The organism is Haloparvum alkalitolerans, assembly GCF_055381565.1.
This window is the reverse complement of the sequence record NZ_AP043938.1, coordinates 471,677-498,133: the sequence shown is the minus strand read 5'-3', so window position 1 is coordinate 498,133 and position 26,457 is coordinate 471,677. Positions and strand designations below refer to the sequence as shown.

Here is a 26,457-nt window from a genome sequence, read left to right as displayed (position 1 = left end):
CATGGTAACTACTGGAAACCTACTCATCGTCGCATCGATCCTGGTCGGAACCGGCGGTCTCGGGGCGGTCCTCTACCGCTCCCAACAGCAGGAGCAGGCACAGCTCGAGTCCCTCGAGGACGAGATGAAGGGGGCGTTAGACGACAACGCGGACCGCATCGAGGCGTCGGTCGACCAGGCGGTGACCGAGCAGGTCGACAAGCTCGAGGAGTCACAACAGGAGCTCAACGAGATCGGCGACGACTTCGAGGCGGTCTTCGACCGGATGGACGAGGCGGTCGGCGGGTTCTCCGCTGCGATCGGCACCGTCGATGACTTCGAGGGGCTCCGGCAGTGGGGCGAGACGCTCGACGACGCCGCCGAGCCCGTCGAGCGCGTCGCGAACAACGTCGAGACCTGGCGGCAGGAACAGCAGCAGCTGCTCGACGAGACGACGGACATCCTCACCGAATGGGCCGCCCAGCACCGGCGCGTCGAGGAGGTGTACGAGGAGTCCATGGAGGGGCTCGAGGAGTGGCAGACCGAACACACGATCACCCAGCGGGAGAACTCCGAGGCGCTCAAGTCCCGCCTGGAGCAGCTCCAGGAGAACTCCGAGGCGATGCGGCGGACGGTGGAGCAGCTGAACGAGACCATCCAGAAGGAGGCGGAGACGCGGGAGATGCTCGCGCAGGACGTCCCCGAGACGCTGGCCGGCCTCGAGGAGGTCAGCGAGACCCTCTCGGACCTGAACCAGCGGCAGTCGCAGGCGATACAGAAGCTGGACGGCATCGCGACGCCGATGGAGGAGGCGGCCTCCGAGTTCGAGCGCCAGTCCGCGGAGGTCCTCGACCAGATCCGCCAGCAGGCCGACCGGAACCGGACCGTCCAGGACGAGGTCTCGGAGGCGATCCGGAACTCGAACCAGGATCTCGCCTCGAGCGTCGACGAGCTGCAGGCCACGGTCGCCGAGCTCGAGGCGACCCAGACGCCCGCCGCGCTGGAGTACGCGAAGGTCGCGCTCCTCGCCGTCACCGCCGCGGGGGTCCTCGCCGTCGCCTTCCTATGACCGACCGAGGGCAGGCCGACCCGGAACAGCTGGAGCGGTTCCTCTCGAACCGCGAGGGGGAGTCGGGGGTCGACCCCGGGGAGCTCCGGCCGCGGCACCTCGTGGCGGTGGCGACGACGACGGACGACGGCCTCGCGTCGCTCGACGAGGAGTTCGACTGGGCGGGGCTGCTGGAGGCGCTGTCGGAACTGGAAGCCGACGAGCAGTCCCGGTGGCTGCGTCGGCTCGTCCGGAACCTTGGCACGCGGACCGCGGCGGGGATCGAGTCCGAGGAGGGCGTCCGCGCGCTCGGCGACCGAGCGTATCAGCTCCGCCACCGGAACCCCGAGGTGTTCATCGCGTTCCTGGACGAGGTCCAGTCGCTGCTGCGGTACGACACCTCCTCAGAGGGCATCTCGGCCGCGGAGGAGGAGTTCCGACGGCTCGCCGAGGTCGGGGACCGCGAGTCCGACGAGCGCGTCGCGGCGTTCCGCGAACGGGACATCCAGCAGCGGCTCGTCGACCCGAATCTCGGCGCGGAGTCGCGGGTCTCGCTGCTGCGGACGCTCGGCGACGAACCGCTCGCGGACGTTCCGACGCGGATGGTCGTCGACGTCCTCTATCCGCTGCGGAACCACTACGACGCCGCGGTCGAGAAGGCGGCGCTCGACGCCTACGAGACGTGGGCGAAACAGCTCGACGACCGGCGCACGGCGGAGGAGGCCATCGAACTGCTCGAGGAGGACCTCGCCGGCGACCTCGACGAGCTGCCGACCTCGATGGTCACGGGCATCGTGATGTCCGGGTACGTCGGTCCCGCCATCGTCGAGTGGCTGCGTGAGCTGCCGCGCATCGAGAGCCGGCAGGAAGTCGTCGTCTCGGCCTTCGAGACGCTGGAGCACGTCCCCGGCCTCCGCGGCTGCGCGGACGACGTCTGCTCGTTCCTCCTCCGGGACGCTCACGAGGACGAGGCGGTGCACGCGGGCATCGACGTCCTCGAGTCGGTCCTCGTCGGCTTGGAGCCCCGGCAGGAGACGGAGACTCCGGCTCAGACCGACCACATGCGGGGCGTGTTCTTCACCGAGGCGGAGCTCGGCGTCGACGAGGCGGTCCGGTCCACGCTGCAGACGATCGTCGAGTCCTCCTCCTACTCCGAGGCGGTCCGCGCGCACGCGGCGAGCGCGTGGCTCTCGGTTCGGCCGCCCGAGATCCAGCGGCTCCTGTGGGAGATCGACGCCGAGGACGTCGGGGAAAGCGCCGTCGCCGACGCCAAACTCGAGGCCGCGGCCGACCACCGGCTCGTCGAGTTCGTCGACGTCGCGGCCGACCTCTGGGACGCCGCCGAGGGGGACGCGGACAAACGGCTCCGGCTCGTCGACGCGCTGGACCGACTCGAGTCGCGGGAGATCGTGGACGTCCTGCTGGACCCGGCGTTCGACGCGGACGACGGGGAACTGCGGCGTGCGGCCCGCGAGGCGCTCGTCGACGCCGGCTACGAGTCGGAGGTCGAACGCGAGTCGCAGCGCCGCACCACCGCCGACCGGATCGAGGCCCGCTTCGACGCGATGTCCACGGCGACGGACATCGACCGCGAGATCCGCGACCGGGCCGAGGAGCGAGCGTCGACGGAGGACGAGCGAAAGCGGGCCGGCCTGGAGGCGGCCGAGGCCGCGTCGAAGAGCGTCGACAACCTGGCCGAGTTCCGGTCGCAGGGGGCGACGCGGATGCTGAAACTGGCGCCGCTGTTCGACCAGCTGCAGGAGCTCGAGGAAGCGATCCGCGAGCTCGTCGGCCGGATCGACTCCCTGCGCGACGAGGTGCAGACGGAGCGCGACGAGGCGAAGCGGATCGAGCGCGACATCGAGGCGGTCGAGAGCGACATCGACGCGGCCGAAGGGGACCTGGACAGCGCGCGACGGGAGAAGGACGACGTCGAAAACCGGATCCAGGAGCTGCAACATGAGGTCATCCCCAGCCTGGAACAGGAGGTCGGGTCGCTCCAGCGGGAGTTCCGGCAGCTGGACGGCAAGGAGCCGTCACCGCGGGACTTCTCCGGGGAGAACTGGCGGGAGCAGTACGAGCGGAGACACGACGAGTGGGAACGGAAGATGGGCGAGATAAACCGGGAGATCGAGAAGCTGGAGGGGAAGCAGAACGAGGCGGAGACGGAGCTCTCGAACCGCAAGTCCGATCTCCGGCGGCTGACCGCCGACATCTCGGACCTCGAGGACGAACTGCGGCGGCTCCGCGACGATCACCGCGACCTCGAGAGCGACCTCGAGGACTCGCTCCAGCGCATCGACGGCTACCGGCGCGAACTCGAGAACCGGCAGTCGGAGCTCCGCGAGATCAGGGAGGAGTACGACCGCGTCCAGGCGCGGGTCGACGACATCGTCGGCGAGTTAACCGGCGTGCGACAGTCCGCCCGGTCGCGGGAGGCCACGCTGCGGGACCGGGGCGAGACGGCTCGGTCGCGCGCCGACTCGCTCCGGGGGACGCTCCGGTCCCTCGCCGAGACGCAGTCGGAGGCGCTCGACCGGCGAACGCGCCAGGCCGAGCACGTCAGGGAGCTCGCGGACCGGCTCGACGCGGACCACGACGACCTCGCGGCCCTCGGCGAGCGGACGAGGGCGGAGGTCCCGGAGGCCGACGTGGCGGCGGTCGAGTCGGCGGAGCGAGCGCGAACGCGCCAGTACCGCCGCAACGAGACGGAGTGGCGGCTGGACAGCGTCTTCAGGCGGGCCGTCGAGGCGGACAGGGTCGCGGACGTCGACCAAGAACTGGCGGACCGGGCCGCCGAGCGAGTCGAGGGCGGTGAGGAGCGATGAGACAGCGCCCCCGCCGCGCCGGCGACGCGGAGCGGAACCGGTCGAACTGGGACGAGCTGTTGAACGGGACGGAGAGCCTTCTGAACGACTCGAAGTCGCTCCAGCGGGAGATCGAGGGGTCGACGGACCGCATCGAGGAGACCTGGGAGGGAACCGCGGCCGACGTCGAGGAGACCCGGAGCGACGTCGCTCGGACGACGGACCGCCAGGAGTCGGCACGGGGGGCCGAGGCCGACTTCGACGCGGGCGAGGCGGCCGGACCGCCGCCGGCCGTCTCGGCGGGCGAGTCGGTCCACGGTGACCCCGACCTCCCGGCGCGAAACGACTACCACCTCTCCGATCCCGTGACCGTCGACGAGGTCGCCGAAGCGGTCGCGGAGGCCGAACAGCGACCGGCGGTCGAGCCCGAGACGCCGGTCCCGTACACCGAGAAGGACTGGTTCGAGCTTCACTCGGACCGCTTCCCGATCGGCGAGGACGTCTTCCCCATCGGCTTCCGCGAGGGGGCGCCCGAGGTGGCGGCCGACGACGAGGAGCGCCCGGCGGAACGCGAGCCAGCCGATCGCCGGCAGCGCGACGAGAACAGGGAGGGGGACACATGAGCGGCGCGTCGGCGGTGTCGTCCGCCGTTCGCCGGCTCAGTGCGGGACGGGGGGACGCGGCACAGCGGAACGCGGACGCGCAGACGCTGGCGGACGCGCCGCCGGGGGACCGGCGCGTCACGCGCGCGCTGGTGTTGGGGCTCTGGGACGACGACCGGGACGTTCGACGGCTCTGCAAGCGGACCCTCCGGCGCCGGTTCCGGGAGATGCGCGCCGACGACCGGCGACTGCTCCTGGAGGTCCTCTTCGTGAACCTCGCGGGAGCGTCCGACCCGCCGAGACAGGCCGTGAGCTTTCTGTCCGCGGTCGTCGGCTGGGTGCGGAACCACCGGTCGTCCGAGCCGCACCTGTTCTCGGCGATCGTCGCCGAGGCCGAGCGCTCCCGGCGCGGGGGGAGCTATCCACCGCGCGTCAGGAACGCCCTCAAGGACCTCTACCGGAGCGCCCCGACCGACGACTCGCCGACGGCGGACGTCGTCACGAACTTCAACCAGCAGCGGTCCCTGAACCAGCTGCTCTCGGAGACGGCGCCGCCGGAGGAGGTCAAGAGCTCGCTCCGGCTGCTCGGCGACGGGTCGCTCTCGGAGACCGACTTCGACGTCCTGCTGTACCACCTGGTTCCGCTGCGGAACAGCAAGGACCAGTCGGTGATGATGACGGCGCTGCGGAACCTGAAGGAGTGGTCGGCGGAGCTGCCGGGCGACGACGAGTTCGCGCTGACCGAGGCGGTCGAGGCGCTCGACGCCTACCAGCGCGCCGACCGCGAACAGCTCCCCGGCCGGCTCCGGAACGAGATCGCCCTCTCGGAGGTCGCGGTGGAGGCGCTCGGCCAGGAGGTCGACCGGCTGCGCGACCTCCCCCAGTACCGCCAGTCGATCGAACACGTCATCGAGACCCTCGACGGCGTCACCGGCGTTCGAGCGGTGGTCGACGTGCTGCTCGACGTCGCCGCGGAGGAGACGGGTCCCGAACGACGGGAGGCGGTCCGGGCGCTCTGCTCGGTCCTCACCGGCCTCGACGCGGAGGTCGAGGAGCGCCCCGACGTTCGCTACCGCGACCGCGTCCGGTACGTCACCGACGACGAGGTGGCGGCGACGGACGCGGAGATCCGGACGCTCTTCCAGGAGATCGGCGAGCGCGGGTCGGCCGACGAGGCGACGGTCTCCGCCGCGGTGGCGGAGCTGATACGGTCCCGGCCGGAGGACCTCGCGGAGCGGCTGACGGCGCTCCTGGACGACCGCGACCCCGACGATCCGGTCGTCGCCGCCGCGCTGGATGCGGTCTCGAACGAGGTGATCCTCGCGGCGGCCGACCCGGTCGCCGAGGCGGCCGCGGACGCCGGCGAAAGCGACCCGGCGGGAGCGCGGGAAGCGGTCGCGGCGCTGGAGACGCTCGGCCACGACGACGCGCGCGATCACCTCTCGCAGCTGATGCGGGACGCGCCGGACCCCCTCGGGCCGGCGGCCAGGGACGCGCTCGTGCGAAGCGGGTACTACCAGACCGTTCGCGCGCGGGAGACGGCCGACCGAGCGCGCGCTCGGGCGAGCGAGAGCGAACGCCGGGGCGACCAGCGGGAGCGCCGCGAGGCCGACCGGCGCGAGGAGCGAGTGCAGTACAAACGGCGGGAGGCCGAGTTCCGCCGACAGCTGCTGTCCGCCGGACGGACGCTCAGGGACGGCTTAATCGAGGTTCTGGAGCGCCGGATCGACTCCCTGGACACGCTCGTCGAACTCCAGCAGGAGGACCGTCGGGTCCAGCGCCTCGTGGAGGAGGCGCCCAGCTACCACCAGCAGCTGGGTGCGTATCTGCGTCGCCTGGACCTCGGGACCGACGTGGAGGCGGGAATCGCCGAGGAGTTCGCGTGGATCGAGCGGAACGTCGCGTATCTGGAGCGGCTGGCCGAGGCCGACGACCGGCGCGCGTCCGCGCTCGACGACCGGCTATCCGAGGTCGACGAGGAGCTGTCCTCGCTGGAGGCGGTCGACGCGCCGGACCAGGACGAGCGGACGCGGACCGAGCTCCTCGAGGCGGAACGCGAGTCGCTCCGGGAGGTCCGCGAGGGGTATCGGGCGGACGCTCGGGAGGGGGAGCAGACGGCCGCGGACCTGCGACAGCGCCTGGAGCGGAAGCGCGCGAACCTGGAGGACGCCTCGGTCGCCGTCTCGGGGTCGTTCTCCGACATCGAGGGCGCGATCGCGTTCGCGCGACAGCGCGAGCAGCGCATCGGCGCGCTCACCGACAGGCGGGAGTCAGAGTGGGAGCGCGTGCTGGACGCGGCCCGCGAGCGCGAGTCCGACCTCGAGGACCGCCTGTCGACGCTCCGGTCGACGGTCGAGGACCTGGAGTCGGTCCAGCGGTCCATCGACGGGACGACGAAGGCGATCGGCGACGACAGGCTGGCCCAACAACACCGCTCCCAGCTGAGCCGCGAGGACCAGGCGGTGCTGGGCCGGATCGAGCCGCGCGCCCGCGGAGCGGCCAAGCAGCGCCACGACGCGGCGGTCGCGGAGTCGGAGTTCCACAGACACCACGAGGAGTACCTGGCGCTCATCAGGCGGTACTACGAGTCGCGGCTCGACGCCGTCGGGTCCGGGCGGTTCGCGGACCAGTACGCCGACTCGATACGGGAGATCGAGGCCGACGTGGAGGAGTACTATGAGTGAGCCAGCCGACGGCGTCGAGTTTTCCGCTCTCCCCGACTGGGCGGACCGCTTCGTTCGGGATCTGGACGATCGGTTCGGTGTCCTGTCGGGCGACCGCGCCGAGAAGAACTTCCCGCGGGGGGAGGCCCCGCCCTGGCTCCGCGGCGATCACGACGGGGGCGACGGGAGCCCGCCCGACTGGCTGGACAGCTTCCTCATGGACGGGAACCCCGACCTCCAGCGGCTGTGGATGGACGAGGGGTTCCTGGGGCCCGACCCCGAGTGGCTGGCCGAACTCCACCAGCACGAACGTGCCGACGTCGCCCGCGTGTTCATGCTCGTCGGCAACGTCCACGACTACGCGTTCTCCCCGCACCGCGGGTTCACGCCGGTCATCGACCGGCTGGAGCGGAGCGCGGCCGCGCGGAAGGACTGGGTCGTCCGCTACTCCCTCTCGAACGGCTTCTCCGACCCGATCAGGGGGGACTCGACGCCGGCCGACGACCCGACGCCGTTCGAGGTGCTGGAGGAGGACGACCTCGACCTCCGGGACGGGCGAGCCCGGAGCCCGCAGGAGGCCCTCGACCGCGACCTGCAGGTCATCGAACGACTGCTCGGGGCGGGCTACGACGGTGGCGTCTCGGTCATCGTGGACAACCTGCAGCTGCTCGTCCCGCCCGACTCCACGAACGTCAACCGGAACGTCCTGACCGACGCGATACAGCGGTGGGCCCAGTCCCCGGAGATGTTCCGGAGCGAGAACCAGGTGGTCCTCCTGGCCGACGGGACCGACTCCCTCAACGACGACCTCCGGTCCGGGACGAGCCACGTCGACACGATCGAGGTCCCGCGTCCCGAGACGGCCGAGGCCCGGCTGAAGTTCCTGACGACCCTCTTCACGGGGTCGCGCGTCGACCACATGCCCGGCGTGCGCCTCGACGCGGCCGGCGAACCGGTCCGGTTCAGCGACGAGTTCGGCGACCGCATCGACGAGAAGCTCGCGACGCTGGCGAACAGGACGTCGGGCCTCGACAGGGTCGGCCTCGAGAACCTCGTCTTACAGGCCCGCTCCGAACGGGACGGGGAGCTGACGATGGAGTACGTGACGGAGGCGAAGCGGGACCTGCTCTCCGAGGAGAGCGGGGGGCTGTTGCAGGTCACGGAGCCCGACCCGTCGACGGACCCCGAGGAGGCGTTCGCGGCCGTCGGCGGGCTGGAGCCGGTCCGCCGGAAGCTGCTGACGATCTCCGAACTGCTCGACGAGGCCGGCGACTCCGAGATGGTCCGGCGCTCGCTTCCGAACGGCCTGCTGTTCCTGGGTCCGCCGGGCACCGGGAAGACGATGGTCGCCCGCGCGTTCGCGAACGCCTGCGGGGTCAACTTCGCCGAGTTCGGCGACATCCGGTCGATGTGGGTCGGCGAGTCCGAGCGGAACCTCTCGCGGGCGCTGGAGCTGATCCGCTCGCTGAAGCCGGTCGTCGTGTTCATGGACGAGATCGACCAGAGCCTCGGCCAGCGCGGGGACGGGACCGGCAGCGGCGTCGACCAGCGCCTGTTCGCGCGCATCCTGCAGTTCATGTCCGACCCGGAACTGGAGGGCGAGGTGATCTGGATCGGCGCCAGCAACGAGCCGCACAAGATCGACCCCGCCCTCAAGCGGGCCGGGCGGTTCGACCTGACGATCCCGTTCCTCCGCCCGGACGCCGAGGCGCGGCGCGCCATCCTGGAGGTGAACTTCGGGCGGCGGGAGGCGACGCCGGCCCTCGACGAGAGCGACTGGGCGGAGCTCGTGGAGCGAACGGAGGGGTACACCGGCGCCGAGCTGGAGCGGGTCGCCAAGGAGGCCGTCTGGAACCACCTGGCCGCGAACGGCACCGGGGAGGGGTCGACGATCCCCGCCGAGGCGGTCCTCGACGCGCTCGAGACGTACCAGCCGCCCGCGAACCGGTCCGAGTACCGCCGGATGGAGGACGAGGCCCTGGAGGAGGTGACCGCGGTCGACCTCCTCCCGGACCGGTACAAGCAGCGGCGACGCGAACTGGGCGGCGGGGAGCCCTGACGGCACCGGGTTCGTCCCGTCGGCCGCGCCCGTGGCCAACCTTCATGCCGACGCTGGCCCAACGTCAGGCATGGCGATCACTCTGTACGCGCTGGACGGCTGTCCGTGGTGCGAGAAGGTCCACGACGCGCTCGAGACGGCGGGCGTCGACTACGACACCGAGTGGGTCGAGGCGCTCCACTCCGACCGCGACGAGGTCCGCCGGGTGAGCGGGCAGCGCGGCGTCCCGGTCCTCGTGGACGGCGACCGCGGCGTGACGATGTGCGAGAGCGCCAACATCGTGCAGTACGTGGAGCGCACGCTGGCATGACGATATACACCGGCCGCGGGGACGCCGGCGAGACGGACCTGCGGACGATGGAGCGGGTCTCTAAGACGGACCCGCGGATCGAAGCCTACGGCACCGTCGACGAGGCGAACGCGCTCCTCGGAACGGTCCGCCCGACCGGCTACGACGACGTGGACGAGGTGCTCGAGGCGGTGCAGAACCACCTCCACATCGTCCAGGCGGACCTCGCGAATCCCGACCCGGACGAGGACGACCCGCGCGTGCGCCCGGAGCACACCGAACAGCTCGAAGACTGGATCGACGGCTTCGACGAGGAGCTGGAGCCGCTCCGGTCGTTCATCCTCCCCGGTGGCGGCGAGGGGGGCGCGGCGCTGCACCACGCCCGCGCGGTGACGCGGCGGGCGGAGCGGCGCGCGGTCGCGCTCGCCCGCGCGGAGGAGACGAACGAGGAGGTCGTCGCCTACCTCAACCGGCTCTCGGACGCGCTGTTCACGCTGGGGCGCGTCGTCAACGCGCGGGACGGCGAGGTCGAGGAATCGCCGAGCTACTGAGATTCAGTCGCCCGACCGGCGGATCGCGACCGTCAGGACCGTGGCCGAGACGGAGCCTCGATCGGAGTCATCCGAGCCGTTCGTCGAGGATCAGCCGCGTCTTCGTCGACTTGACTTCCTCCATCTCGCGCGCCTGCGAGATCAGGTCGTTGACGGCGCGGGTGTCGACCGCGTCGACGATCAGCACGATGTCCTCCTCGCCGGAGACCTGCCAGACGAAGTCGACCTCCTCCCAGTCGGTCATGCGCTCGCCGACCGCGCTCGTGTCGACGTTCATCTGCACCGAGATCTCGATCATCGCCTTCACGTTCCCCGTTCGCGTCGTCACCGTGAACCGCTCGATGACCCCCTCCTCGGTCATCCTGTCCACGCGGTTCCGCACGGTCCCCTCCGAGGTGCCGACGCGCTCGGCGATCTCCGTGTAGGGGGTTCGTGCGTCCCGTCGGAGGATCGAGAGGATCTGCCGGTCGAGGTCGTCCATGCCCGAGTGTACGCCCCCCGCCACTTACTCGTTACGAATATCGTAACTCTACTTCGAACGACGCACTTATTACGCTTCCTCCGTACGTATCTCGTAATGACGGACGCCTACCTCGCGCTGGAGGACGGCCGCGTGTTCGAGGCGCGCGCGCGTGCTCCGGGGCAGACCCGCGGCGAACTGGTGTTCACGACCGCGTACACGGGGTACGAGGAGTCGCTCACCGACCCCTCCTACGCCCAGCAGGTGCTCACCTTCTCCTACCCGCTGATCGGGAACTACGGCGTCCGAGCCGAGCGGTTCGAGTCCGACACCGTCCAGCCGAGCGCCGCCATCGCCCGCGAGTTCACGGACGACGTGGCGGAGTGGCTGGCCGGCGAGGGCGTCCCGGCGATCGACCACCTCGACACCCGCGAGATCGTGACGAGCGTCCGCGAGGAGGGCGCGATGGCCTGCGGGATCGCGGCGGGCGAGGACGCGACGCCGGAGGACGCGGTCGCGGAGATGGAGGCCTGCGTGCCGATGAGCGACCACACCGACATCGGCGCGGAGGTGTCGGTCGACGAACCCGAAGTCCACGACGGCGGCGGCGACTACACCGTCGCGCTGCTGGACTGCGGCGCGAAGGGTTCGATCATCGAGAACCTCACCGCCCGCGGCGCGGACGTGCACGTGCTCCCGTACGACGCGACGCCGGAGGCGGTCGAAGCCGTGAACCCCGACATCGTGTTCGTCTCCAACGGCCCGGGCGACCCGGAGAACTTCGAGGCCGCGCAGGCGGTCGCGGAGGCGTTCGCCGGCGACGTGCCGCTGGCCGGCATCTGCCTCGGCCAGCAGATCGTCGCCTCGGCGCTCGGCGGCTCGACCGAGAAGATGGCGTTCGGCCACCGCGGCGTCAACCAGCCCGTCCGCGACCTGGAGACGAACCGCGTCGTGATGACGACCCAGAACCACGGCTACACGGTCGCGGACCCCGGCCCGCTCGAGGTGACGCAGGTGAACGTCAACGACGACACCCCCGAGGGGCTCGACAGCGAGGACCTCGACATCATCACGCGCCAGTATCACCCCGAGGCCAACCCCGGCCCGAACGACAGCCTCGACTTCTTCGACGACGTGCTGGACCTGGCGACCTCGCGCTCGCCCGTCACGGCCGACTGAACGCGGTCGGTCCGCTTCCGGCGGCTATTCCTCCACTATTCTTCCCCGCCGAGCCACGCGAGCGCGTCCCGACGGCGGTCGAGGAGCGTCCCGAGGTGGTCGGTCTCGGACGTGACGAGTCGGCCGCCCGTCGCCTCGACGAACTCCCGCGCGGGGCCGACCGGCGTGTTCTCGTCGCGCGTCCCGTGCCACGCGCGGACGGGACAGCTCGGTCGGCCGGGATCGAGCGAGCGGTCGCCGAACGCCCGCGTCTCGCGGGCGACGACGCCCGGTCCCTGCCGCAGCGCCTCGTGGAAGTCCGCCGCGACGGCCGCGGCGGTCGGCTCCGGCACGTCGCGATCGGTGTACTGGCCGACGACGGCGTCCGATCCGACCACCCGGGCGACTGCGGCGGAGAGTCGGAAGAGAAGGGGGACCGCGTACGGGACCCGGGAGAGCGTGACGAGGCCGTTGTCGGCCGGCGGGACGACGGTGCTGACCAGCCCGAGCCGAGTCGCCCAGTCGCGTTCCGCCGCCGCGACCGCGAAAGGCCCGCCGCCGGAGAACCCGAGGACGGCCGCGCGGTCGATCGACGCGGCCTCGCGCAGCGCCGTCAGGTCAGCGCCCCAGTCGCGCCACGTCCAGTCGCTCGGCGGCGGCGACGAGCGTCCCGCTCCCGGCCGGTCGGGGACGATCAGCCGGACGTCCGCCGCGGCGGCCGCCTCGTCGAACAGCGCGGCGAACAGCCGCGACCCGGGCGTGCCGTGATGGGCGACGACCGGGGCGCCGTCCGGCGCGCCGCAGGTGGCGTACGCGAGCGTCCGGCCGTCGGGGAGCGAGCACGCGTCGGTCGCGAGGGTTTCTCGCGGATCCGTCGTGGAGGGCATCGTCCAGCGCTTCGTGTCGCCCCATAAATGGGTTTGCGGTCTCGATCGGGCGGACGCGGACCGGTCGACGAGAGGAGTGAGACGGGACCGACGGGGGTGACGGAACCGACGCTCAGCGCAGCCAGGACGCGATCCGCGCGAGCCGGTGTGCGCCCTGGAGCGCGCCCACGCGGGCGGTCGAGGCGGCGCGGAACGCCGCCCACTTGGCAGTCGCGGCGCTTCTGACCGCGCCCGTCTTCGCGTAGTAACCCGACTTGCGCGCGGCCGCGATGGCGTAGTGGCGCGCCGCCATCGGGACCGGCGCGCGCTTGCCGCTGACGGTGGTCGAGCCCGCGCGGACCGCGTCGAGGACCTCGTCGGCGGTCACCTCGGCCGCGGACGCCGCGCCCTCGATCTCCACTTCCGTGAACGCGCGGCCGACGTACTGGAGTGTGTGGGCGTCGCTGGCGGCGACGCCCGGCAGGTCGTGGACCGTCGCGAACCGCCGCGCCTTGCGGTTGCGGTAGCCCGTGAACAGCCAGGCGTTGAACACCTCGACCGCGTCGACGCCGCGCCGCGGGGGGACGCGGTCGGGGGCCTCCGCGTCGGCGTCGCCGTCCCCGCCGGCGGCGTCTCCTGCCGCCCCGTCTGGTTCGTCGCTCGGAACCGGGACGTGTCTGCGCCGGACGCCGTGCCGCGACCGCTGGAAGGGGTGGGGAACGACCGCGACGCCGCCGTGGTCGTGGATCCACGCGACCGTCTCGTCGTAGGGGGCGCGGTGGGGCGGCATCTCCTCGACGCCGAGCGCGAGCAGGTGGCCGTGCGCGGTCGACACCTCCACGCCGGGGATGCCGATCAGGCCGTACTCCGGGGCCAACTCGGCCGCGCGGAGCGACTCGCTCATCGTGTCGTGGTCCGTGATGACCACCGCGTCGAGGCCGATGTCCGCCGCGTGCTCCAAGATCAGCTCCACCGGCTCGTGGCCGTCGTAGCTGTCCTCGGAGTGGACGTGCGGGTCGATGCGGACGGTGGCGCGCTGCACGGGGACCGATAGGACGCTCGGCTATATAAGACCGTCCGCCGGCGGCAGATACATAAGATAAACTACAAGAACGCGCTTCAGGGAACGGTTATGGCCCGGGATCCAGTACGAACGATCATGAGCGTTCCCGAGACGCACGAGGCGGCGGTCGAGCTGGACGAACTGCGGGAGTCGGGCCGCGAACTGGTCGCGCTCGACGGCGTGCCGATCGCGGTGTTCCACCACGAGGGCGAGGTCCGCGCGGTGAACAACCGGTGTCCGCACATGGGGTTCCCGCTCACCGAGGGGACCGTCGACGAGGGGATCCTCACCTGCGAGTGGCACCACGCGCGCTTCGAGCTCTCCTGCGGGAACACCTTCGACCCGTGGGCCGACGACGTGGAGACGTACCCCACCCTGGTCGAGGACGGCACCGTTTACGTGAACCCGAACCCGGAGCGCGACCGTCCCCCGGCCGAACACTGGCGGGAGCGGCTGGAGGACGGCCTCGAGCGGAACATTCGGCTGGTGATCGCCAAGTCCGCGGTCGGGCTGGCGGACGCCGGCGTGCCGGTGTCCGAGCAGTTGGAGGCGGGCGTCGCGTTCGGCACGCGGTACCGGCAGGGGGGCTGGTCGTCCGGGCTCACCATCTTCACGGCGCTGTCGAACGTCGCGGGGGACCTCGACCCGCAGGACCGCCAGCGCGCGATGTATCAGGGGCTGACCGAGGTGGCGAGCGACTGCGCCGACGAGCCGCCGAAGTTCGAGGAGGACGAGTTCGACACGCGCGAGGTCCCCTACGACCGCCTGAAGGAGTGGTTCCGCGACTGCGTCGAGGTCCGCGACCCGGACGGCGCCGAGCGGTGTCTGCGCACCGCGGTCGCCTGCGGCTACGACGACGCCGAGCTCGCGGAGATCGTCGCCGCGGCGGCGACCGACCACCGCTACCTCTCGACGGGTCACGCGTTCGACCACTTCAACAAGGCGACCGAGGCGCTCGACCGGATCGGCTGGGACGAGGCGGACGCGGTGCTGTCGAGCCTCGTGGAGAACCTCACGGGCGCCGAGCGCAGCGAGGAGCTGGCCGAGTGGCGCCGCCCCGACGACCTCGCCGGCATGTGCGAGGACCTGTTCGACCGCCTCGACGACCTCGTCGCGGCCGGAGAGGGCGAAGAATGGACCGAGCCGGACGACTTCACCGAGACGCTCCGCGGATCGGAGCCGGAACCGATCTTCGACGCGCTGGCGGCGGCCATCAGGAACGGCGCGACCGTGGAGCAGCTCGCGGGCGCGGTGGCGTACGCGGCCGCGACGCGGGTCGCGCGGTTCGGGACGAGCAACGAGTTCGTCGACTGGAACACCGTCCACCACACGTTCACCTACGCGAATGCGGTCCACCGCACCAGCGAGCGCGTGGACGCCCCCGAGCTCTACCGCGGCGTCGTCGACGCGGCCGTCAACGTCTACCTCGACCGGTTCCTCAACACGCCGCCCGCGCCGTATCCCGACCCGGCGCCGGACGCGGACCCCGAGGAGGCGCTCTCTGACCTCCGGCTGTGCTTCGAGACCGAGGGCGAGGTCGACGCGGCGGCGCGGGCGACCGCCCGCTACCTCGACGGCGGCGGCGATCCGGACCGGCTGAAGGCGGAACTCGGCAACGCGCTGCTGGTCGAGGACGCGAACTTCCACACGTTCCAGGCGCTGGAGGCGGCGTTCTCGCAGTACGACCGCCGCGACGACCCCGCGGAGCGCCGCCTCCTGCTCGTCGCGCTCGCTCGGTACATGGCCGCCCACTTCCCGACCCGCCGCGAGCGCGAGGGGACCTTCTCGATCGCCACGCGGCTCCACCGCGGCGAGTCGGTCCACGAGTAGGGCGCGGTGCGCGGTGCGGAGGCGCCCGTCACGGCCTCGTTCCGGCCCGAACCGGGGTGACCCGGCCGGTGAAACCTTTTTCCGCGCGCCTCGCCGACGTACGGCCATGTACGACGCCGTCGTGTTCGACAACGACGGGGTGTTAGTCGGTCGGACGCCGTTCGACACGCTCCGCGAGGCCGCCTGGGACGCCTTCGAGAGCGCCGGCGTGGAGGACCCGGACCTGGCCCACGTGGACGACGTGGCCGCGGGCGTGACGCCGGGCGACCTGGCGTCCCTATGCGACCGGTACGACCTCGACCCCGGCGAGTTCTGGACCCTCCGCGACCGGGTGGCGAGCGAGGCGCAGGTGCGCGACGCCCGGTCCGGCCGCAAGACGCCCTACGACGACGTGGACGTGCTCCGGGAGTTCGACGCCGAACTCGGCGTCGTCTCCTCGAACCAGCAGGCGACCGTGGACTTCCTGCTCGACCACTTCGGGCTCGACGCCCACTTCGGGACGGCCTACGGCCGCGAGCCGACGATCGCCAGTCTCTCGCGTAAGAAGCCCTCGCCGTACTACATCGAGCGCGCGCTGGAGGACCTCGAGGCCGACACCGCGCTGTTCGTCGGCGACAACGAGTCCGACATCGAGGCGGCCGACAACGCGGGCGTTGACTCCGCATTTATCCGACGGCCGCACCGGCGGGACTTCGAGTTGAGCCGCCAGCCCACCTACGAGGTGACGGACCTCCACGACCTGGTGAGCATCTGCGGCCGACGGTAGGGCGGCCGGAGTCGCTCCCGCACCGTCCCGCAACCGCCCGTCGCGCTCGGCGGGGCTTGATAATCCTTAAGAGCGGCACGGCGGAACTCATCCGTAATGAGAGTCGTCGTTTCTATCGGCGGGAGCGTGCTCGCGCCGGATCTCGATTCGGACCGCGTGGCGGCCCACGCCGACGCGATCCGGACGTTGGCCGACGAGGGGTGTGAGATCGGCGTCGTCGTCGGCGGGGGCGGCGTCGCCCGCGACTACATCGGCGCCGCCCGCGAGCTGGGCGCCAACGAGGTCCAGCTCGACAAGCTCGGCATCGGGGTCACGCGGCTCAACGCCCGCCTCCTGATCGCGGCGCTGGGCCAGCGCGCGACCCTCTCGCCCGCGGAGGAGTACGACGACGCGGCGGCGGCGCTCCGCCGCGGCGAGGTGGCGGTGATGGGCGGCGTGATGCCCGGACAGACGACCGACGCCGTGGCGGCTGCGTTCGCGGAGTCGGTCGACGCCGACCTGCTCGTGTACGCCACCAGCGCCGACGGCGTCTACGACGCGGACCCCAACGAAACCTCCGACGCCGAGCAGTTCGCGTCGCTGTCGCCCGCCGACTTGGTCGACATCGTCGTCCCCATGAGCCGGGACGCGGGCGCGTCCGCGCCGGTCGACCTGCTCGCGGCCAAGCTCATCGACCGGGCGAGCATCCGGTCGCTGGTGCTCGACGGCACGGACCCGGAGGTGCTGGTCGACGCGGTCCTCCGCGGCGAGCACAGCGGTACCGACGTGGTGCCGGAGGGGACCGCCGAGCCGACCTACTGGGCGCAGGAGGAATAGATGAGCGCCGACGACCGCCGCGACCCCCACACGCTGCCGACGGGCGACGATGCGAGCGAGCCGGGAGCGGAGGACGGCGAGGGCGAGCCGACCCATCACGCCTTCTGGGCGGACGCGGTCGCGGACGCCGTGGAGGCGCGCGACCCCGACGATCCGGTCGTGATCAAGGGCGGCGTCTCGCCCTCGGGGGTCGCGCACCTCGGCAACTTCAACGAGATCATCCGCGGCTACTTCGTCGCCGAGGTCCTGCGCGAGCGCGGTCACGAGGTCCGGCAGGTGTTCACCTCCGACGACAAGGACCCCCTCCGGAAGGTGCCGCGAAAGCTCGCGGACCCGGACGGCAACATCGTCGGTCTCGGCGAGGTCGACGCGGGCGCGCTCGGGCGCAACCTCGGCAAGCCGTACACGGACATCCCGGACCCGTTCGGCGAGAAGGAGTCGTACGCGGCCCACTTCGCGTCCCTCCTCAAGGCGGACGCCGACCGGCTCGGCGTCCCCGTCGAGATGGTCTCGAACACCGACCTGTACGCGGACGGCACCTTCGAGCCGGTGGTCCGCAAGGCGCTCGAGCGCGTCGACGACGCCCGAGAGGTCCTGGGACAGTACCAGGACAAGGTCGACGAGACGTACGTCCCGTTCAACCCGGTGTGCGCGGAGTGCGGCAAGGTGACGGAGGCGGTGACCGCGGTCGACCTCGAGGCCGGCACGGTCGAGTACGAGTGCACCGGCATGGAGGCCGGCGGCAACGAGATCGAGGGCTGCGGCCACGCGGGCACCGCGACGTTCCGCGAGGGGAAGCTCCCGTGGCGCTTCGAGTGGCCCGGCCAGTGGGGCGTCCTCGGCGTCGACTTCGAGCCCTTCGGCAAGGACCACGCCGAGGGGTCGTGGCCCTCCGGCGTCGACATCGCGGAGAACGTCCTCGACGTGGAGCCGCCGGTGCCGATGGTGTACGAGTGGTTCACGCTGAACGGCGAGGCGCTCTCCTCGTCGGCGGGCAACATCGTCACCGTCCCGGAGATCCTCGACCTGCTGGAGCCGGAGGTGCTGCGCTACTTCTTCGCGCTCGACCCGAAGAAGGCGCGCGACCTGAACCTGGAGCGGCTCGACCAGCTCGTCGACCGCTTCGACCGCTTCGAGCGCGCCTACTTCGGCGAGGTGGACGACGAGGAGCTGACGCGCTTCGCTGAGCGCGCCTATCCCTTCGTGGTCGAGGAGGTCCGCGAGGAGCGCGTCCGGCTCCCGTACACGTTCGCGGCCGTCCTCGGCATGGTCGAGGACCTCGACTTTCGCGAGCAGTTGGCCCGCGACGAGGGGCACTTCGACGCGGACACGCCCGACTGGGCGGTCGCGGACGCGCTCAAGCGCGTCGAGAAGGCCCGCGCGTGGGCCGAGCGCATGGACAACGAGTACAACTACCGGCTGCAGACGGAGCTCCCGGCGGCGGAGTTCGACGCGGACGTGGCGGCCGCGCTCGACGACCTCGCCGACTTCGTCGCGGCGGGCCACGACGGCGAGGCGATCCAGGGCGAGATGTACGAGACCGCCCGCAGACACGACATCGAGGTCTCGGACTTCTTCGCGGCCGGCTACCGCCTCTTCTTCGACGAGACGCAGGGCCCGCGGCTCGGCGAGTTCCTCGGCGAACTGGAGACCGACTTCGTCGTCGAGCGCCTGCGCCGGGAGGCCTGATCGACCGTGCCCGAGGACCGCTCGCTGGACGACTTCGCGGGCGAGACTGACGAGGCGGGCGAGACTGACGAGGCGGGCGAGACTGACGAGACGGCCGAGGAGGCCGACGCGTCGTCGGACGCGCCCGCGGAGTCGACGCAGGACGGTTCGGAGTCGGAGCGGACCGATACGGACTCGGGCGATGCCGCCGCCGACTCGGAAACCGATAGCGTCGACGCGGCCGAAGACCCGGAAGCCGACCCGGGCGACGCGGCGGTCGATCCGGACCCGGCGACGCCGACAGCCGACTGGACCACCGACGGCGTCGCCTGCGAGCGCTGCGGCGCGACCGTCGAGCGCCGGTGGCTCGACGACGGCGACCGCGTCTGTGCCGACTGCAAGGCGTGGTAGGTCGACGCCCGCGAACGTGACAATCCTCTTGTGGTTTTTTGAGCCGGCGCCACAAGGTTCTTATCATGCGGGTTGTTACCATAGGTCGAGAGGTGGTGCCCAACTGAACCGACGCTCGACACACGGACGACGCACGCGCACCGCCCGCCGACTGCCCTGAACGGGGACACGGACGGAATCGGCAGCCGATCCCGCGAGCCGTACAGGACTCGAGAACGGTATCGAACGGCGACCGAACGCGAGACGCACCGAACGGAGACCGCACGCGAGACGCACCGCCCGCCGACCGACCCGGCGGACGCATCGAGCGACAACCGCACGGCAGAGCCCGCATCGCGACGGACCGACCGCGCCGCGCCCCCCGCCGACCGCGCGGCGTTTTCTCCGGCCGACCGCCCCTTCAGCGCCGCGGGCGTCGCTCGAACCCCTCCGCGAGCGTCGCCTCCTCGACCGACAGCGTCGTCGGCCGGCCGTGCGGGCAGGCGAACGGGCGCTCGCACTCGCCGAGTCTGTCGAGCAGCGCGCGGGCGTCCCCGCCGTCGAGCGCGTCGCCGCGCTTGAGCGAGGGGTGACAGGCCAGGTCCGCCAGCAGCGCGTCCCGCGCGTCCGCGGGCGACTCGCCGTCGGCGAGCGCGTCGAGCGCGTCCCGGAAGGCGTCGGCGTCCGCCGCCCGGCCGAACGGCGCCGGGACCGAGCGGAGCCGAACCGTCCCGCCGCCGAACGCCTCGGCGTCAAAGCCGAGTCGCGCGAGCGCGTCGCCGTGCGCCTCGACCGCCGCGACCGCCGGGGCCGACAGCGACACCGTGACCGGCGGGTCCAGCGCCGCGGTCGGCACCGCCTCGCCGTCGAACGCCCGCCGCAGACGCTCGTAGTTGACGCGCTCGTGGGCGGCGTGGACGTCGATCACGACCAGCTCCTCGCCGGCGTCACACAGCAGGTAGAGGTCCGCGTACTGGCCGATCGGCTCGAACGCCGCGAACGGGTCGGCGCCGTCCATCGGCGAGAGCGCGGCGTCGAGGCCGGTCGCCACCTCCGCCTTGCGTCGGAGGTCCGCGCCGGTCAGCGCGTCGCCGACCGCGGTCTCGACGGCGTCGGCGACTGCGTCGCCGGCCCGCAGGCCGACCTCGCGCTTCGCGGGGTGGACGTTCGGGTCGACCGCCTCGGGCGGGAGGGAGACGGACACCGCCGCGACAGGCTCCCGTCCGTCCGGCAGCAGGCGCCCGTAGCCGGCTCGAACCGCCCGCGCGAGGCGCGCGTTCTCCACGGGTCGGCCGTTCACGGCGACGCGGACGTGGTCGCGCGAGGCCCGGGTGACCGAGGGGTACGCCAGCGCGCCGGACACGCCGACTTTTCCGTCGAGGTCCGCGACCGCGACGCTGGCGTCCAGCGCCGTCGACCGGCTGGCGACGTCGCGGTCGTAGACACCGAGCAGCGCGTCGCTCGCGCCCGTCCCGGGCGTCGAGAGCGTCTCGCGGCCGTCGTGAACGAGCGTGAACGCAACGTCCGGCCGCGCGAGCGCGTAGTCCGCCACGAGGTCGGAGATCCGCGCGAACTCCGTCTCCGGCCCCGCGAGCGCTTCCCGGCGGGCTGGACGGTCGCGGAACAGGTCCTCGACGGTCACGGTGGTGCCGCGGGCGCGGCCGGCGTCCGACACCGCGACCTCGCCGCCGTCCACGACGACCCGCGTCCCCTGCGCGCCGCCGTCGCCGGTGACGAGTTCGAGCCGGGCGGCCTTGGCGATGGCCGGCAGCGCCTCGCCCCGAAAGCCGAGCGAGGTGACGCCGACCGGATCCTCGCCGTCCCGGAGCTTGCTCGTCGCGTGGCGCTCCACGGCCAGTTCCGCGTCCGCGCGGCTCATCCCCCTGCCGTCGTCGCGAACGCGGACCCGTTCCGTGCCGTCTCCCCGGACCGCGACCTCGACCCGCCCCGCGCCCGCGTCGAGCGCGTTGTCGAGGAGTTCGCCGACGACCCGCGCCGGGCGCGTCACCACCTCGCCCGCCGCGATGCGGTCGACGGTCGCGTCGCCGAGCCGACGGACGCGGGCGTCGCCGGGCTCTTCGGAGGGGTCGGCCGGCCCGCCGCCCGACCGTCCGGTCATCGCTCCGCGCGCTCCTGCAGGTCGCGGAGCGCGTTCAGCGCCTCGATGGGCGTCGTGCGTGCCAGGTCCAGTTCCCGGAGGGCGGCCAGCACCTCGGCGGCCGCCTCGTCGCGGTCGCCGTCCGCGTCGGGGCTCCCGGCGCCGGCGTCCGCCGGCCGGTCGGGACCGTCGCTCTCCGCGAACGCGTCCAGCGTGGCGTCGGCGGGGTCCGCGGCCGATTCCGGCGGCTCCGGCGGCTCCGGCGGCCCCGTCCGCTCGCCCTCGTCCGTCGAGTCCGCCGACCCGACCGGCTCCTCGGGTGCCGACGACCCACCGCGGTCCGAGTCGTCGACGAGGTCGCGGGCCCGGTCCACGACCGCGGGCGGCACGCCGGCGAGCTCCGCGACCTCGACGCCGTACGAGGAGGAGGACGCGCCGCGGGCGACCCGGTGGAGGAACGTCACGTCGCCGTCCTCGCGGGTGGCGGTGAAGTGGAGGTTGCAGACGCGCTCGCGGCCGTCCGCGAGGTCGGTCAGTTCGTGGTAGTGGGTGGCGAAGAGGGTGGTCGCGCCGAGCTCGTCGTGGAGGAACTCCGCGGCGGCGCGGGCGATGGCGCGGCCGTCCGTCGTCGCGGTCCCGCGGCCCACCTCGTCGAGCAACACCAGCGCGTCGCCGGTGGCGTCGTGGAGGATCTCCGTCAGCTCGCTCATCTCGCGCATGAACGTCGACTGGCCGCCGGCGATGTTGTCGGAGGCGCCGACGCGCGTGAACACGCGGTCCAGCACCGGCAGTCTGGCCGCCTGCGCGGGGACGAACGACCCCACCTGCGCGAGCACGACCGCGAGCGCGACCTGCCGCATGTACGTCGACTTGCCGCTCATGTTCGGGCCGGTGATCAGCGCGACGCTCCCCCGCGGGAGGTCGGCGTCGTTGGGGACGAACTCGCCGGTCCGCTCCACGACGGGGTGCCGCCCGCCCTCGATCTCGATGCCCGCGTCCGGATCAGCGACGACCTCCGGACGGACGTAGTCGTGCCGCACCGCGACCGTCGCGAGCGAGGTCAGCGCGTCCGTCTCCGCGAGCGCGTCCGCGAGGGCCTGGATCCGGTCGGCCTCCGCCGCGACCGACTCGCGCACCTCCGCGAACAGTTCGTACTCCAGCGCGTCCGCGCGCTCGGCGGCGCCGACGATCTCCTCCTCGCGCTCCTTCAACTCGGGCGTGTAGTAGCGCTCGGCGTTCTTCAGCGTCTGTCTGCGGCGGTAGTCGTCCGGCACGCGGTCGAGGTTCGCGTCGGTCACCTCGATGTAGTAGCCGTGGACCTGGTTGTGGCCGACCTTCAGCGAGTCGATGCCGGTCCGCTCGCGCTCGGCCGCCTCCAGGTCGGCGATCCACTCTCGCCCCTCGCGCTCCGTCGCGCGCAGGTCGTCGAGTTCCGCGTCGAACCCCTCGCGGATCACGCCGCCCTCGGTTATCTCCTGTGGCGGATCCGGGGCGATCGCCTCCTCGATCAGGTCGCGCACGTCCGTCAGGGGGTCGAGCCTGTCGCGGAGGTCCCGGAGGTGGTCGGGGCGCTCGTCGAGCGCGGAGGCCGCGTCGTCTCCGCCTCCGGCTCCCCCCTCGCCGCCGGCGATCGCCGCCCTGATCTCCGGGACGACCGCGAGCGTGGCCGCCAGCGAGCGCAGGTCGCGGGCGTTCGCGCGGCCGCGAGAGACCCGCCCGACGAGGCGTTCGAGGTCGTAGGCGGACGACAGCGCCTCCCTCACCGCGTCCCGGTCGAGCGACCGGTCCGCGAGGTCGGCGACTGCGTCGTGCCGGGCGCCGATCCGGTCGACGTCCACGAGCGGGCGCCGGAGCCAGCGCTCCAGACACCGCCGGCCGAGCGCGCAGGCGGTCTCGTCGAGCGTGTCGAACAGCGTGTCGCTCGCACCGAGCCCGCGGTTCTCGAACAGTTCGAGGCTCCGGCGCGCGGCCGCGTCCAGCCGGAGATGGTCGCGCGGGTCGTAGCGCCGGACGCGCGTGACGTACTCCAGCGGGCCGTCGTCGCCCTGGGTGTACTCGGCGTACGCGAGCACCGCGCCCGCGGCGCGGAGCTCCGCCGTGCCGGCGAAGCGGTTCTCCGGGCCGGGGACGTACGGCTCCAACCGATCGCGGGCGGTCCGGCGCGCGAAGGCGTCGCCCGGTGCCGCGGTCGTCATCGGGTCCGCCTCCGTCTCCGCGTCCGAGAAGGGCTCGACGCCGGGGCCGGTCAGCAGCTCCGCGGGATCGACGCGGTCGAGCTCCTCCGCCACGGTCTCGCGGTCGCCGCCGGTGACCAGACACTCGCCGGTGGCCACGTCGACCGCGGCGAGGCCGTAGGCGCCGTTCTGGTCTTCCGCCGTGTCCCGCGCGACCGCCGCGACGTAGTTCGTCGTCCCGGACGCGAGCAGTTCGTCCTCGACCACGGTCCCTGGGGTGATCACCTGCGTCACCGCGCGGTCGACCAGCCCGGAGGCCTGCTCGGCGTCCTCGACCTGGTCGGCGAGCGCGACGCGGTAGCCGGCCTCCAAAAGCGAATCGAGGTAGCCCGCGGCGTTGTCGATGGGGATGCCCGCCATTGGGTACTCGCCGGTGGAGTCCTCGCGCTGGGTGAGCGTCACCTCGCAGACGCGAGCCACCTCCTCGGCGGCCTCGCAGAAGGCCTCGTAGAAGTCGCCGACCTGAAACAGCACGAGGGCGTCCTCGTGGGCGGCACAGCAGTCGGCGTACTGGGAGAGCATCGGCGTCAGCTCGTCCCGGGCGGCCGCCATCCCGGGCGGGAGCCCGGTAACCGTCGCGTGGTCCGCCGTTTGCATGCCAGCAACCGGGCGGCGGACGGAAATAAACGCCACGGACCGGCCACCCCGCGACCGCGGACCCGCGGCGAGGCGCGTTTCTCAGTCGTCGCTCGCGGGGGCACCGGGCTCGGAGGCCGCGGCGTCCGGCGTCGCCGCTCCGCGTCGCACGACGAGCAGCGCGGCGACCGCGCCGACGAGCGCGCCGACGAGCGCGACCTGGTTGATCAGGCGCCACGTCGCCGTGTAGAGCACGAGGTCGCGGCCGAGCAGCAGCGTGAGGAACAGCAGCGCGAGCGCGGCGCCCGCCAGCCCGCGGGTCCGGCGGGCGACCGTCTCCCGGACCGCGGCGTGCGGAGTCAGCACGACCGCCGAGAGCAGCCCGATGTGCGCCAGCAGGCCGGCCGCGTAGAACCACCCCTGCGCCCCCGGCGAGTAGGTCAGGAGGGGGACGGCGCGGGACAGCAGCGCGGTGACGAGCAGGCCGCCGACGCCGAGTCCGAGCGCGCGCCGGAGGTGCGCGGCCGTGACGGCGCGCTCGTCGAGGAACGCCCACAGCGTCGCCAGCCCGAGCAGCGTGAAGATGGTCAGCGCGACGAGCAGGTGGGCGGCGTGCGTCGACACCGTGTAGCCGCCGGGGACGAGCCCGCCGACCGTCACCGTCACCGCGCCGACGGTGATCTGCAGGGGGAGGATGGCGACCGCGGCCGTCGCCGCGAGCCGGACGCGCCGCTCCCGGTCGCCGAGCCAGGACCACGCCGCGAGGCCGATGATCGCGAAGCCGGTGCCCATCGCCCAGACGCGGTGGAACCACTCGATGAAGTCGGGGTTGATCGTCAGCGCGGGGATGAGCTGGTCCGAGCAGAGCGGCCACTGCGCCTGACAGGCCAGCCCCGACCCCGTCGCCGCGGTGTAGACGCCGAGGCTCACGAGCGTCAGCGTGACCGCGGTCGTCGCCGCCGCGTACCGCCGGAAGGTCAGCCACGCGGGCCGTAGACTCATTGGTTCGGGGTCGGGCGCGCGCGCACTTAGACCGTTCGGGGATGGCCGACGCGCGGGAACGGGACCGAAGGCGTTCGTGCGAGAGAACACGGACGAACGAGGCACGCGGGGGACGGACGCGGTTTTAACCCCCGCCGTCGTACCGGACGGACATGGAGACGCACGTCGTCCCGGTCGGCTTCGACTACGACCGGCTGATCGCCCCGCTCATCCGGGACCAGTTCGACGTGGACCGCGTGATCCTGCTCGAGGGGTCGGTCGGGAGCGAGGCGAACGTCGAGTACTCGCGGAACATCGCGCGCAAACTGGAGACGGACTTCGAGAACCTGCTCGGCGCCGAGACGGTCCGCGAGTCCATCGCAGACGTGTACGACTACGACGCCGCCTTCGAGCGCGCGTTCGACCTGATCAACGCGGAGTTGGACGACGGCGGCGACGTGTGGGTGAACGTCTGCTCGATGCCGCGCCCGGTCTCGTTCGCGTTCGCGACCGCGGCCCACTCGATCATGGTCGAGCGACAGGCGGACCGCGACCGCATCCACACCTACTACACCGCCCCCGAGAAGTACCTCGAGACCGAGCTCGCCGAGGAGCTGCGCGAGAGCCGCGACCTCCTGCAGGAGCTCCGGAACGCGGCCGAGGGCGCGGACGGAGCGGAGGGAGCGGACGCCGCCGTCGACCGCGACCGCATCGAGCGCCGGCTCGCGAGCACCACGTCGCTTCTGGAGGAGTTCGACGAGCGCGGCACCACTATCGGCGCGAAGCGCATCGGCGACAACCACATCGTGGAGCTCCCGGTCGCCTCCTTCCAGAACGTCAAGCCGTTCGAGGAGCTCATCCTGTTCACGCTCGGCGAGCACGGCGAGTTCGACTCCGTCTCCGAGCTGGCGGAGACGCTCGCGGCCGACCTCAACGAGGAGTACACCGACTCGTTCCGCTCGAAGGTCATCTACAACGTCGACCGCCTCGGCCCCGGCGGGAAGGGCTACATCGAACAGGAGGCACACGGCAAGTCCCACCGGACGACGCTCTCCCGGATCGGCGAGCTCTGGGTCCGCTCACACGCCGACAATCGGCGAGAGACGGCTGAATGAGGTGGTGACGTCGCTCGCCATACGCTGCTTTTAGAGCGATCAAGCGTGCTGCTGTGCTTGTTTCCAACAGCCAGAAAGCCCGCGACCGGCCTTGCCCTTTCAATCCGCCAGGACCCGGTTTGGCGAGTCGGTCGTCGCGACCGGTTTCTCGGTGATTCTCTACACCGGCTGTCGAGACAAGCGTAGCCTCTGACCCCCCAACCTCAGCCGCCCGCGGCCTCCGCGTTGCTCCGGCCGCGGTCGGGCTTCTCTCGCGGCGTTATTCGCGCGCGCCAGACGGTGGACAGCCGGCGAGGCGATGCGCTGTGAGGAGGCCGATTAGGCTGCACTCACGGCGGGAGTTCCGCCCGATCCGCGAAAAACGTTCGTTCGACGGCGGTGCAGTTGCTGTGCTGTTGGCGCGCGCTGCGGCGACCGCGGAGCGTGTCGCCGCGACCG

General features: G+C 72.1%; 20 protein-coding genes. 14 read left to right on the top strand and 6 right to left on the bottom strand.

Going from position 1 to position 26,457, the window contains the following annotated elements; genetic code table 11:
• Position 1 precedes the first annotated feature (1 nt).
• The 7 genes from ACZ432_RS04865 to ACZ432_RS04835 all read left to right on the top strand — a co-directional run bounded on the left by ACZ432_RS04865 (position 2) and on the right by ACZ432_RS04835 (position 9,998).
• A complete protein-coding gene (locus ACZ432_RS04865) occupies positions 2–1,048 on the top strand; it encodes a hypothetical protein (protein WP_426962946.1) in 1,047 nt (348 codons plus the stop codon).
• Positions 1,045–3,855 (top strand): hypothetical protein, encoded by a 2,811-nt coding sequence (locus tag ACZ432_RS04860; protein ID WP_426962947.1) that lies wholly within the window; start codon positions 1,045–1,047, stop codon positions 3,853–3,855. The genes ACZ432_RS04865 and ACZ432_RS04860 overlap by 4 nt, the downstream gene beginning before the upstream one ends.
• Entirely contained in the window at positions 3,852–4,457 is a 606-nt protein-coding gene (locus ACZ432_RS04855; protein ID WP_426962948.1) for a hypothetical protein, read from the top strand. The genes ACZ432_RS04860 and ACZ432_RS04855 overlap by 4 nt, the downstream gene beginning before the upstream one ends.
• The gene (locus ACZ432_RS04850) at positions 4,454–7,120 is read left to right on the top strand and encodes a hypothetical protein (RefSeq protein ID WP_426962949.1); all 2,667 of its coding nucleotides are present in this window, start codon (positions 4,454–4,456) and stop codon (positions 7,118–7,120) included. Before ACZ432_RS04855 ends, ACZ432_RS04850 begins: the two co-directional genes overlap by 4 nt.
• Positions 7,113–9,158 carry an ATP-binding protein gene (locus ACZ432_RS04845; protein ID WP_426962950.1) on the top strand — a complete coding sequence of 682 codons (2,046 nt, stop codon included), beginning with the start codon at positions 7,113–7,115 and terminating at the stop codon, positions 9,156–9,158. Before ACZ432_RS04850 ends, ACZ432_RS04845 begins: the two co-directional genes overlap by 8 nt.
• A 70-nt stretch (positions 9,159–9,228) precedes the next feature.
• Entirely contained in the window at positions 9,229–9,468 is a 240-nt protein-coding gene (locus ACZ432_RS04840) for a glutaredoxin family protein (protein WP_426962951.1), read from the top strand.
• Complete coding sequence (locus ACZ432_RS04835) at positions 9,465–9,998, top strand: cob(I)yrinic acid a,c-diamide adenosyltransferase (RefSeq protein WP_426962952.1); 534 nt, start codon at positions 9,465–9,467, stop codon at positions 9,996–9,998. Before ACZ432_RS04840 ends, ACZ432_RS04835 begins: the two co-directional genes overlap by 4 nt.
• 67 nt (positions 9,999–10,065) lie before the next feature.
• Here ACZ432_RS04835 and ACZ432_RS04830 read toward each other — a convergent pair whose 3' ends face one another.
• Positions 10,066–10,479, bottom strand: a complete 414-nt coding sequence (locus ACZ432_RS04830; RefSeq protein ID WP_426962953.1) for an Lrp/AsnC family transcriptional regulator — start codon at positions 10,477–10,479, stop codon at positions 10,066–10,068.
• 96 nt (positions 10,480–10,575) lie between these two features.
• On the opposite strand from ACZ432_RS04830, the gene carA reads away from it, so the two are divergent.
• On the top strand, positions 10,576–11,637 hold the full coding sequence (carA, locus tag ACZ432_RS04825; protein WP_426962954.1) for a glutamine-hydrolyzing carbamoyl-phosphate synthase small subunit: 1,062 nt from the start codon (positions 10,576–10,578) through the stop codon (positions 11,635–11,637).
• A 35-nt stretch (positions 11,638–11,672) separates the two neighbouring features.
• Here carA and ACZ432_RS04820 read toward each other — a convergent pair whose 3' ends face one another.
• Positions 11,673–12,503, bottom strand: a complete 831-nt coding sequence (locus tag ACZ432_RS04820; RefSeq protein WP_426962955.1) for an alpha/beta fold hydrolase — start codon at positions 12,501–12,503, stop codon at positions 11,673–11,675.
• Positions 12,504–12,615: 112 nt separating this feature from the next.
• Positions 12,616–13,524: a CehA/McbA family metallohydrolase gene (locus tag ACZ432_RS04815; protein ID WP_426962956.1), complete on the bottom strand. Its 909-nt coding sequence runs from the start codon at positions 13,522–13,524 to the stop codon at positions 12,616–12,618.
• Between the two features lie 117 nt (positions 13,525–13,641).
• Here ACZ432_RS04815 and ACZ432_RS04810 point away from each other — a divergent pair, with 117 nt between their 5' ends.
• From ACZ432_RS04810 to ACZ432_RS04790, 5 genes are all read left to right on the top strand, one after another.
• A complete protein-coding gene (locus ACZ432_RS04810; protein ID WP_426962957.1) occupies positions 13,642–15,375 on the top strand; it encodes a Rieske (2Fe-2S) protein in 1,734 nt (577 codons plus the stop codon).
• 106 nt (positions 15,376–15,481) lie between these two features.
• Positions 15,482–16,141 (top strand): HAD family hydrolase, encoded by a 660-nt coding sequence (locus ACZ432_RS04805; RefSeq protein WP_426962958.1) that lies wholly within the window; start codon positions 15,482–15,484, stop codon positions 16,139–16,141.
• Between the two features lie 96 nt (positions 16,142–16,237).
• Positions 16,238–16,957, top strand: coding sequence for a UMP kinase (gene pyrH / locus ACZ432_RS04800; RefSeq protein WP_426962959.1), 720 nt, complete (start codon positions 16,238–16,240; stop codon positions 16,955–16,957).
• A complete protein-coding gene (gene lysS / locus ACZ432_RS04795; protein WP_426962960.1) occupies positions 16,958–18,646 on the top strand; it encodes a lysine--tRNA ligase in 1,689 nt (562 codons plus the stop codon).
• 6 nt (positions 18,647–18,652) lie between these two features.
• Positions 18,653–19,036: a DUF7573 domain-containing protein gene (locus tag ACZ432_RS04790; protein WP_426962961.1), complete on the top strand. Its 384-nt coding sequence runs from the start codon at positions 18,653–18,655 to the stop codon at positions 19,034–19,036.
• Between the two features lie 400 nt (positions 19,037–19,436).
• On the opposite strand, the gene mutL is transcribed toward ACZ432_RS04790, so the two are convergent.
• From mutL to ACZ432_RS04775, 3 genes are all read right to left on the bottom strand, one after another.
• Complete coding sequence (gene mutL / locus ACZ432_RS04785) at positions 19,437–21,134, bottom strand: DNA mismatch repair endonuclease MutL (protein ID WP_426962962.1); 1,698 nt, start codon at positions 21,132–21,134, stop codon at positions 19,437–19,439.
• Positions 21,131–23,944 carry a DNA mismatch repair protein MutS gene (mutS, locus tag ACZ432_RS04780; RefSeq protein WP_426962963.1) on the bottom strand — a complete coding sequence of 938 codons (2,814 nt, stop codon included), beginning with the start codon at positions 23,942–23,944 and terminating at the stop codon, positions 21,131–21,133. Before mutS ends, mutL begins: the two co-directional genes overlap by 4 nt.
• An 81-nt stretch (positions 23,945–24,025) precedes the next feature.
• Complete coding sequence (locus ACZ432_RS04775; protein WP_426962964.1) at positions 24,026–24,925, bottom strand: COX15/CtaA family protein; 900 nt, start codon at positions 24,923–24,925, stop codon at positions 24,026–24,028.
• 152 nt (positions 24,926–25,077) lie between these two features.
• Between ACZ432_RS04775 and ACZ432_RS04770 the strand changes: the two genes are divergently transcribed.
• A complete protein-coding gene (locus ACZ432_RS04770; protein WP_426962965.1) occupies positions 25,078–26,019 on the top strand; it encodes an HFX_2341 family transcriptional regulator in 942 nt (313 codons plus the stop codon).
• The last annotated feature ends 438 nt before the right edge of the window (positions 26,020–26,457 follow it).

Excerpts from the sequence above, each read along its gene's own strand:
- ACZ432_RS04855 (WP_426962948.1), top strand. The coding sequence starts at position 3,852 with ATGAGACAGCGCCCCCGCCGCGCCGGCGACGCGGAGCGGAACCGGTCG.
- ACZ432_RS04775 (WP_426962964.1), bottom strand. The coding sequence starts at position 24,925 with ATGAGTCTACGGCCCGCGTGGCTGACCTTCCGGCGGTACGCGGCGGCG.
- ACZ432_RS04820 (WP_426962955.1), bottom strand. The coding sequence starts at position 12,503 with ATGCCCTCCACGACGGATCCGCGAGAAACCCTCGCGACCGACGCGTGC.
- pyrH (WP_426962959.1), top strand. The coding sequence starts at position 16,238 with ATGAGAGTCGTCGTTTCTATCGGCGGGAGCGTGCTCGCGCCGGATCTC.
- ACZ432_RS04835 (WP_426962952.1), top strand. The coding sequence starts at position 9,465 with ATGACGATATACACCGGCCGCGGGGACGCCGGCGAGACGGACCTGCGG.
- ACZ432_RS04770 (WP_426962965.1), top strand. The coding sequence starts at position 25,078 with ATGGAGACGCACGTCGTCCCGGTCGGCTTCGACTACGACCGGCTGATC.
- ACZ432_RS04810 (WP_426962957.1), top strand. The coding sequence starts at position 13,642 with ATGAGCGTTCCCGAGACGCACGAGGCGGCGGTCGAGCTGGACGAACTG.
- carA (WP_426962954.1), top strand. The coding sequence starts at position 10,576 with ATGACGGACGCCTACCTCGCGCTGGAGGACGGCCGCGTGTTCGAGGCG.
- mutL (WP_426962962.1), bottom strand. The coding sequence starts at position 21,134 with ATGACCGGACGGTCGGGCGGCGGGCCGGCCGACCCCTCCGAAGAGCCC.
- ACZ432_RS04845 (WP_426962950.1), top strand. The coding sequence starts at position 7,113 with ATGAGTGAGCCAGCCGACGGCGTCGAGTTTTCCGCTCTCCCCGACTGG.
- ACZ432_RS04850 (WP_426962949.1), top strand. The coding sequence starts at position 4,454 with ATGAGCGGCGCGTCGGCGGTGTCGTCCGCCGTTCGCCGGCTCAGTGCG.
- ACZ432_RS04865 (WP_426962946.1), top strand. The coding sequence starts at position 2 with ATGGTAACTACTGGAAACCTACTCATCGTCGCATCGATCCTGGTCGGA.
- ACZ432_RS04840 (WP_426962951.1), top strand. The coding sequence starts at position 9,229 with ATGGCGATCACTCTGTACGCGCTGGACGGCTGTCCGTGGTGCGAGAAG.
- mutS (WP_426962963.1), bottom strand. The coding sequence starts at position 23,944 with ATGCAAACGGCGGACCACGCGACGGTTACCGGGCTCCCGCCCGGGATG.
- ACZ432_RS04830 (WP_426962953.1), bottom strand. The coding sequence starts at position 10,479 with ATGGACGACCTCGACCGGCAGATCCTCTCGATCCTCCGACGGGACGCA.
- lysS (WP_426962960.1), top strand. The coding sequence starts at position 16,958 with ATGAGCGCCGACGACCGCCGCGACCCCCACACGCTGCCGACGGGCGAC.
- ACZ432_RS04805 (WP_426962958.1), top strand. The coding sequence starts at position 15,482 with ATGTACGACGCCGTCGTGTTCGACAACGACGGGGTGTTAGTCGGTCGG.
- ACZ432_RS04860 (WP_426962947.1), top strand. The coding sequence starts at position 1,045 with ATGACCGACCGAGGGCAGGCCGACCCGGAACAGCTGGAGCGGTTCCTC.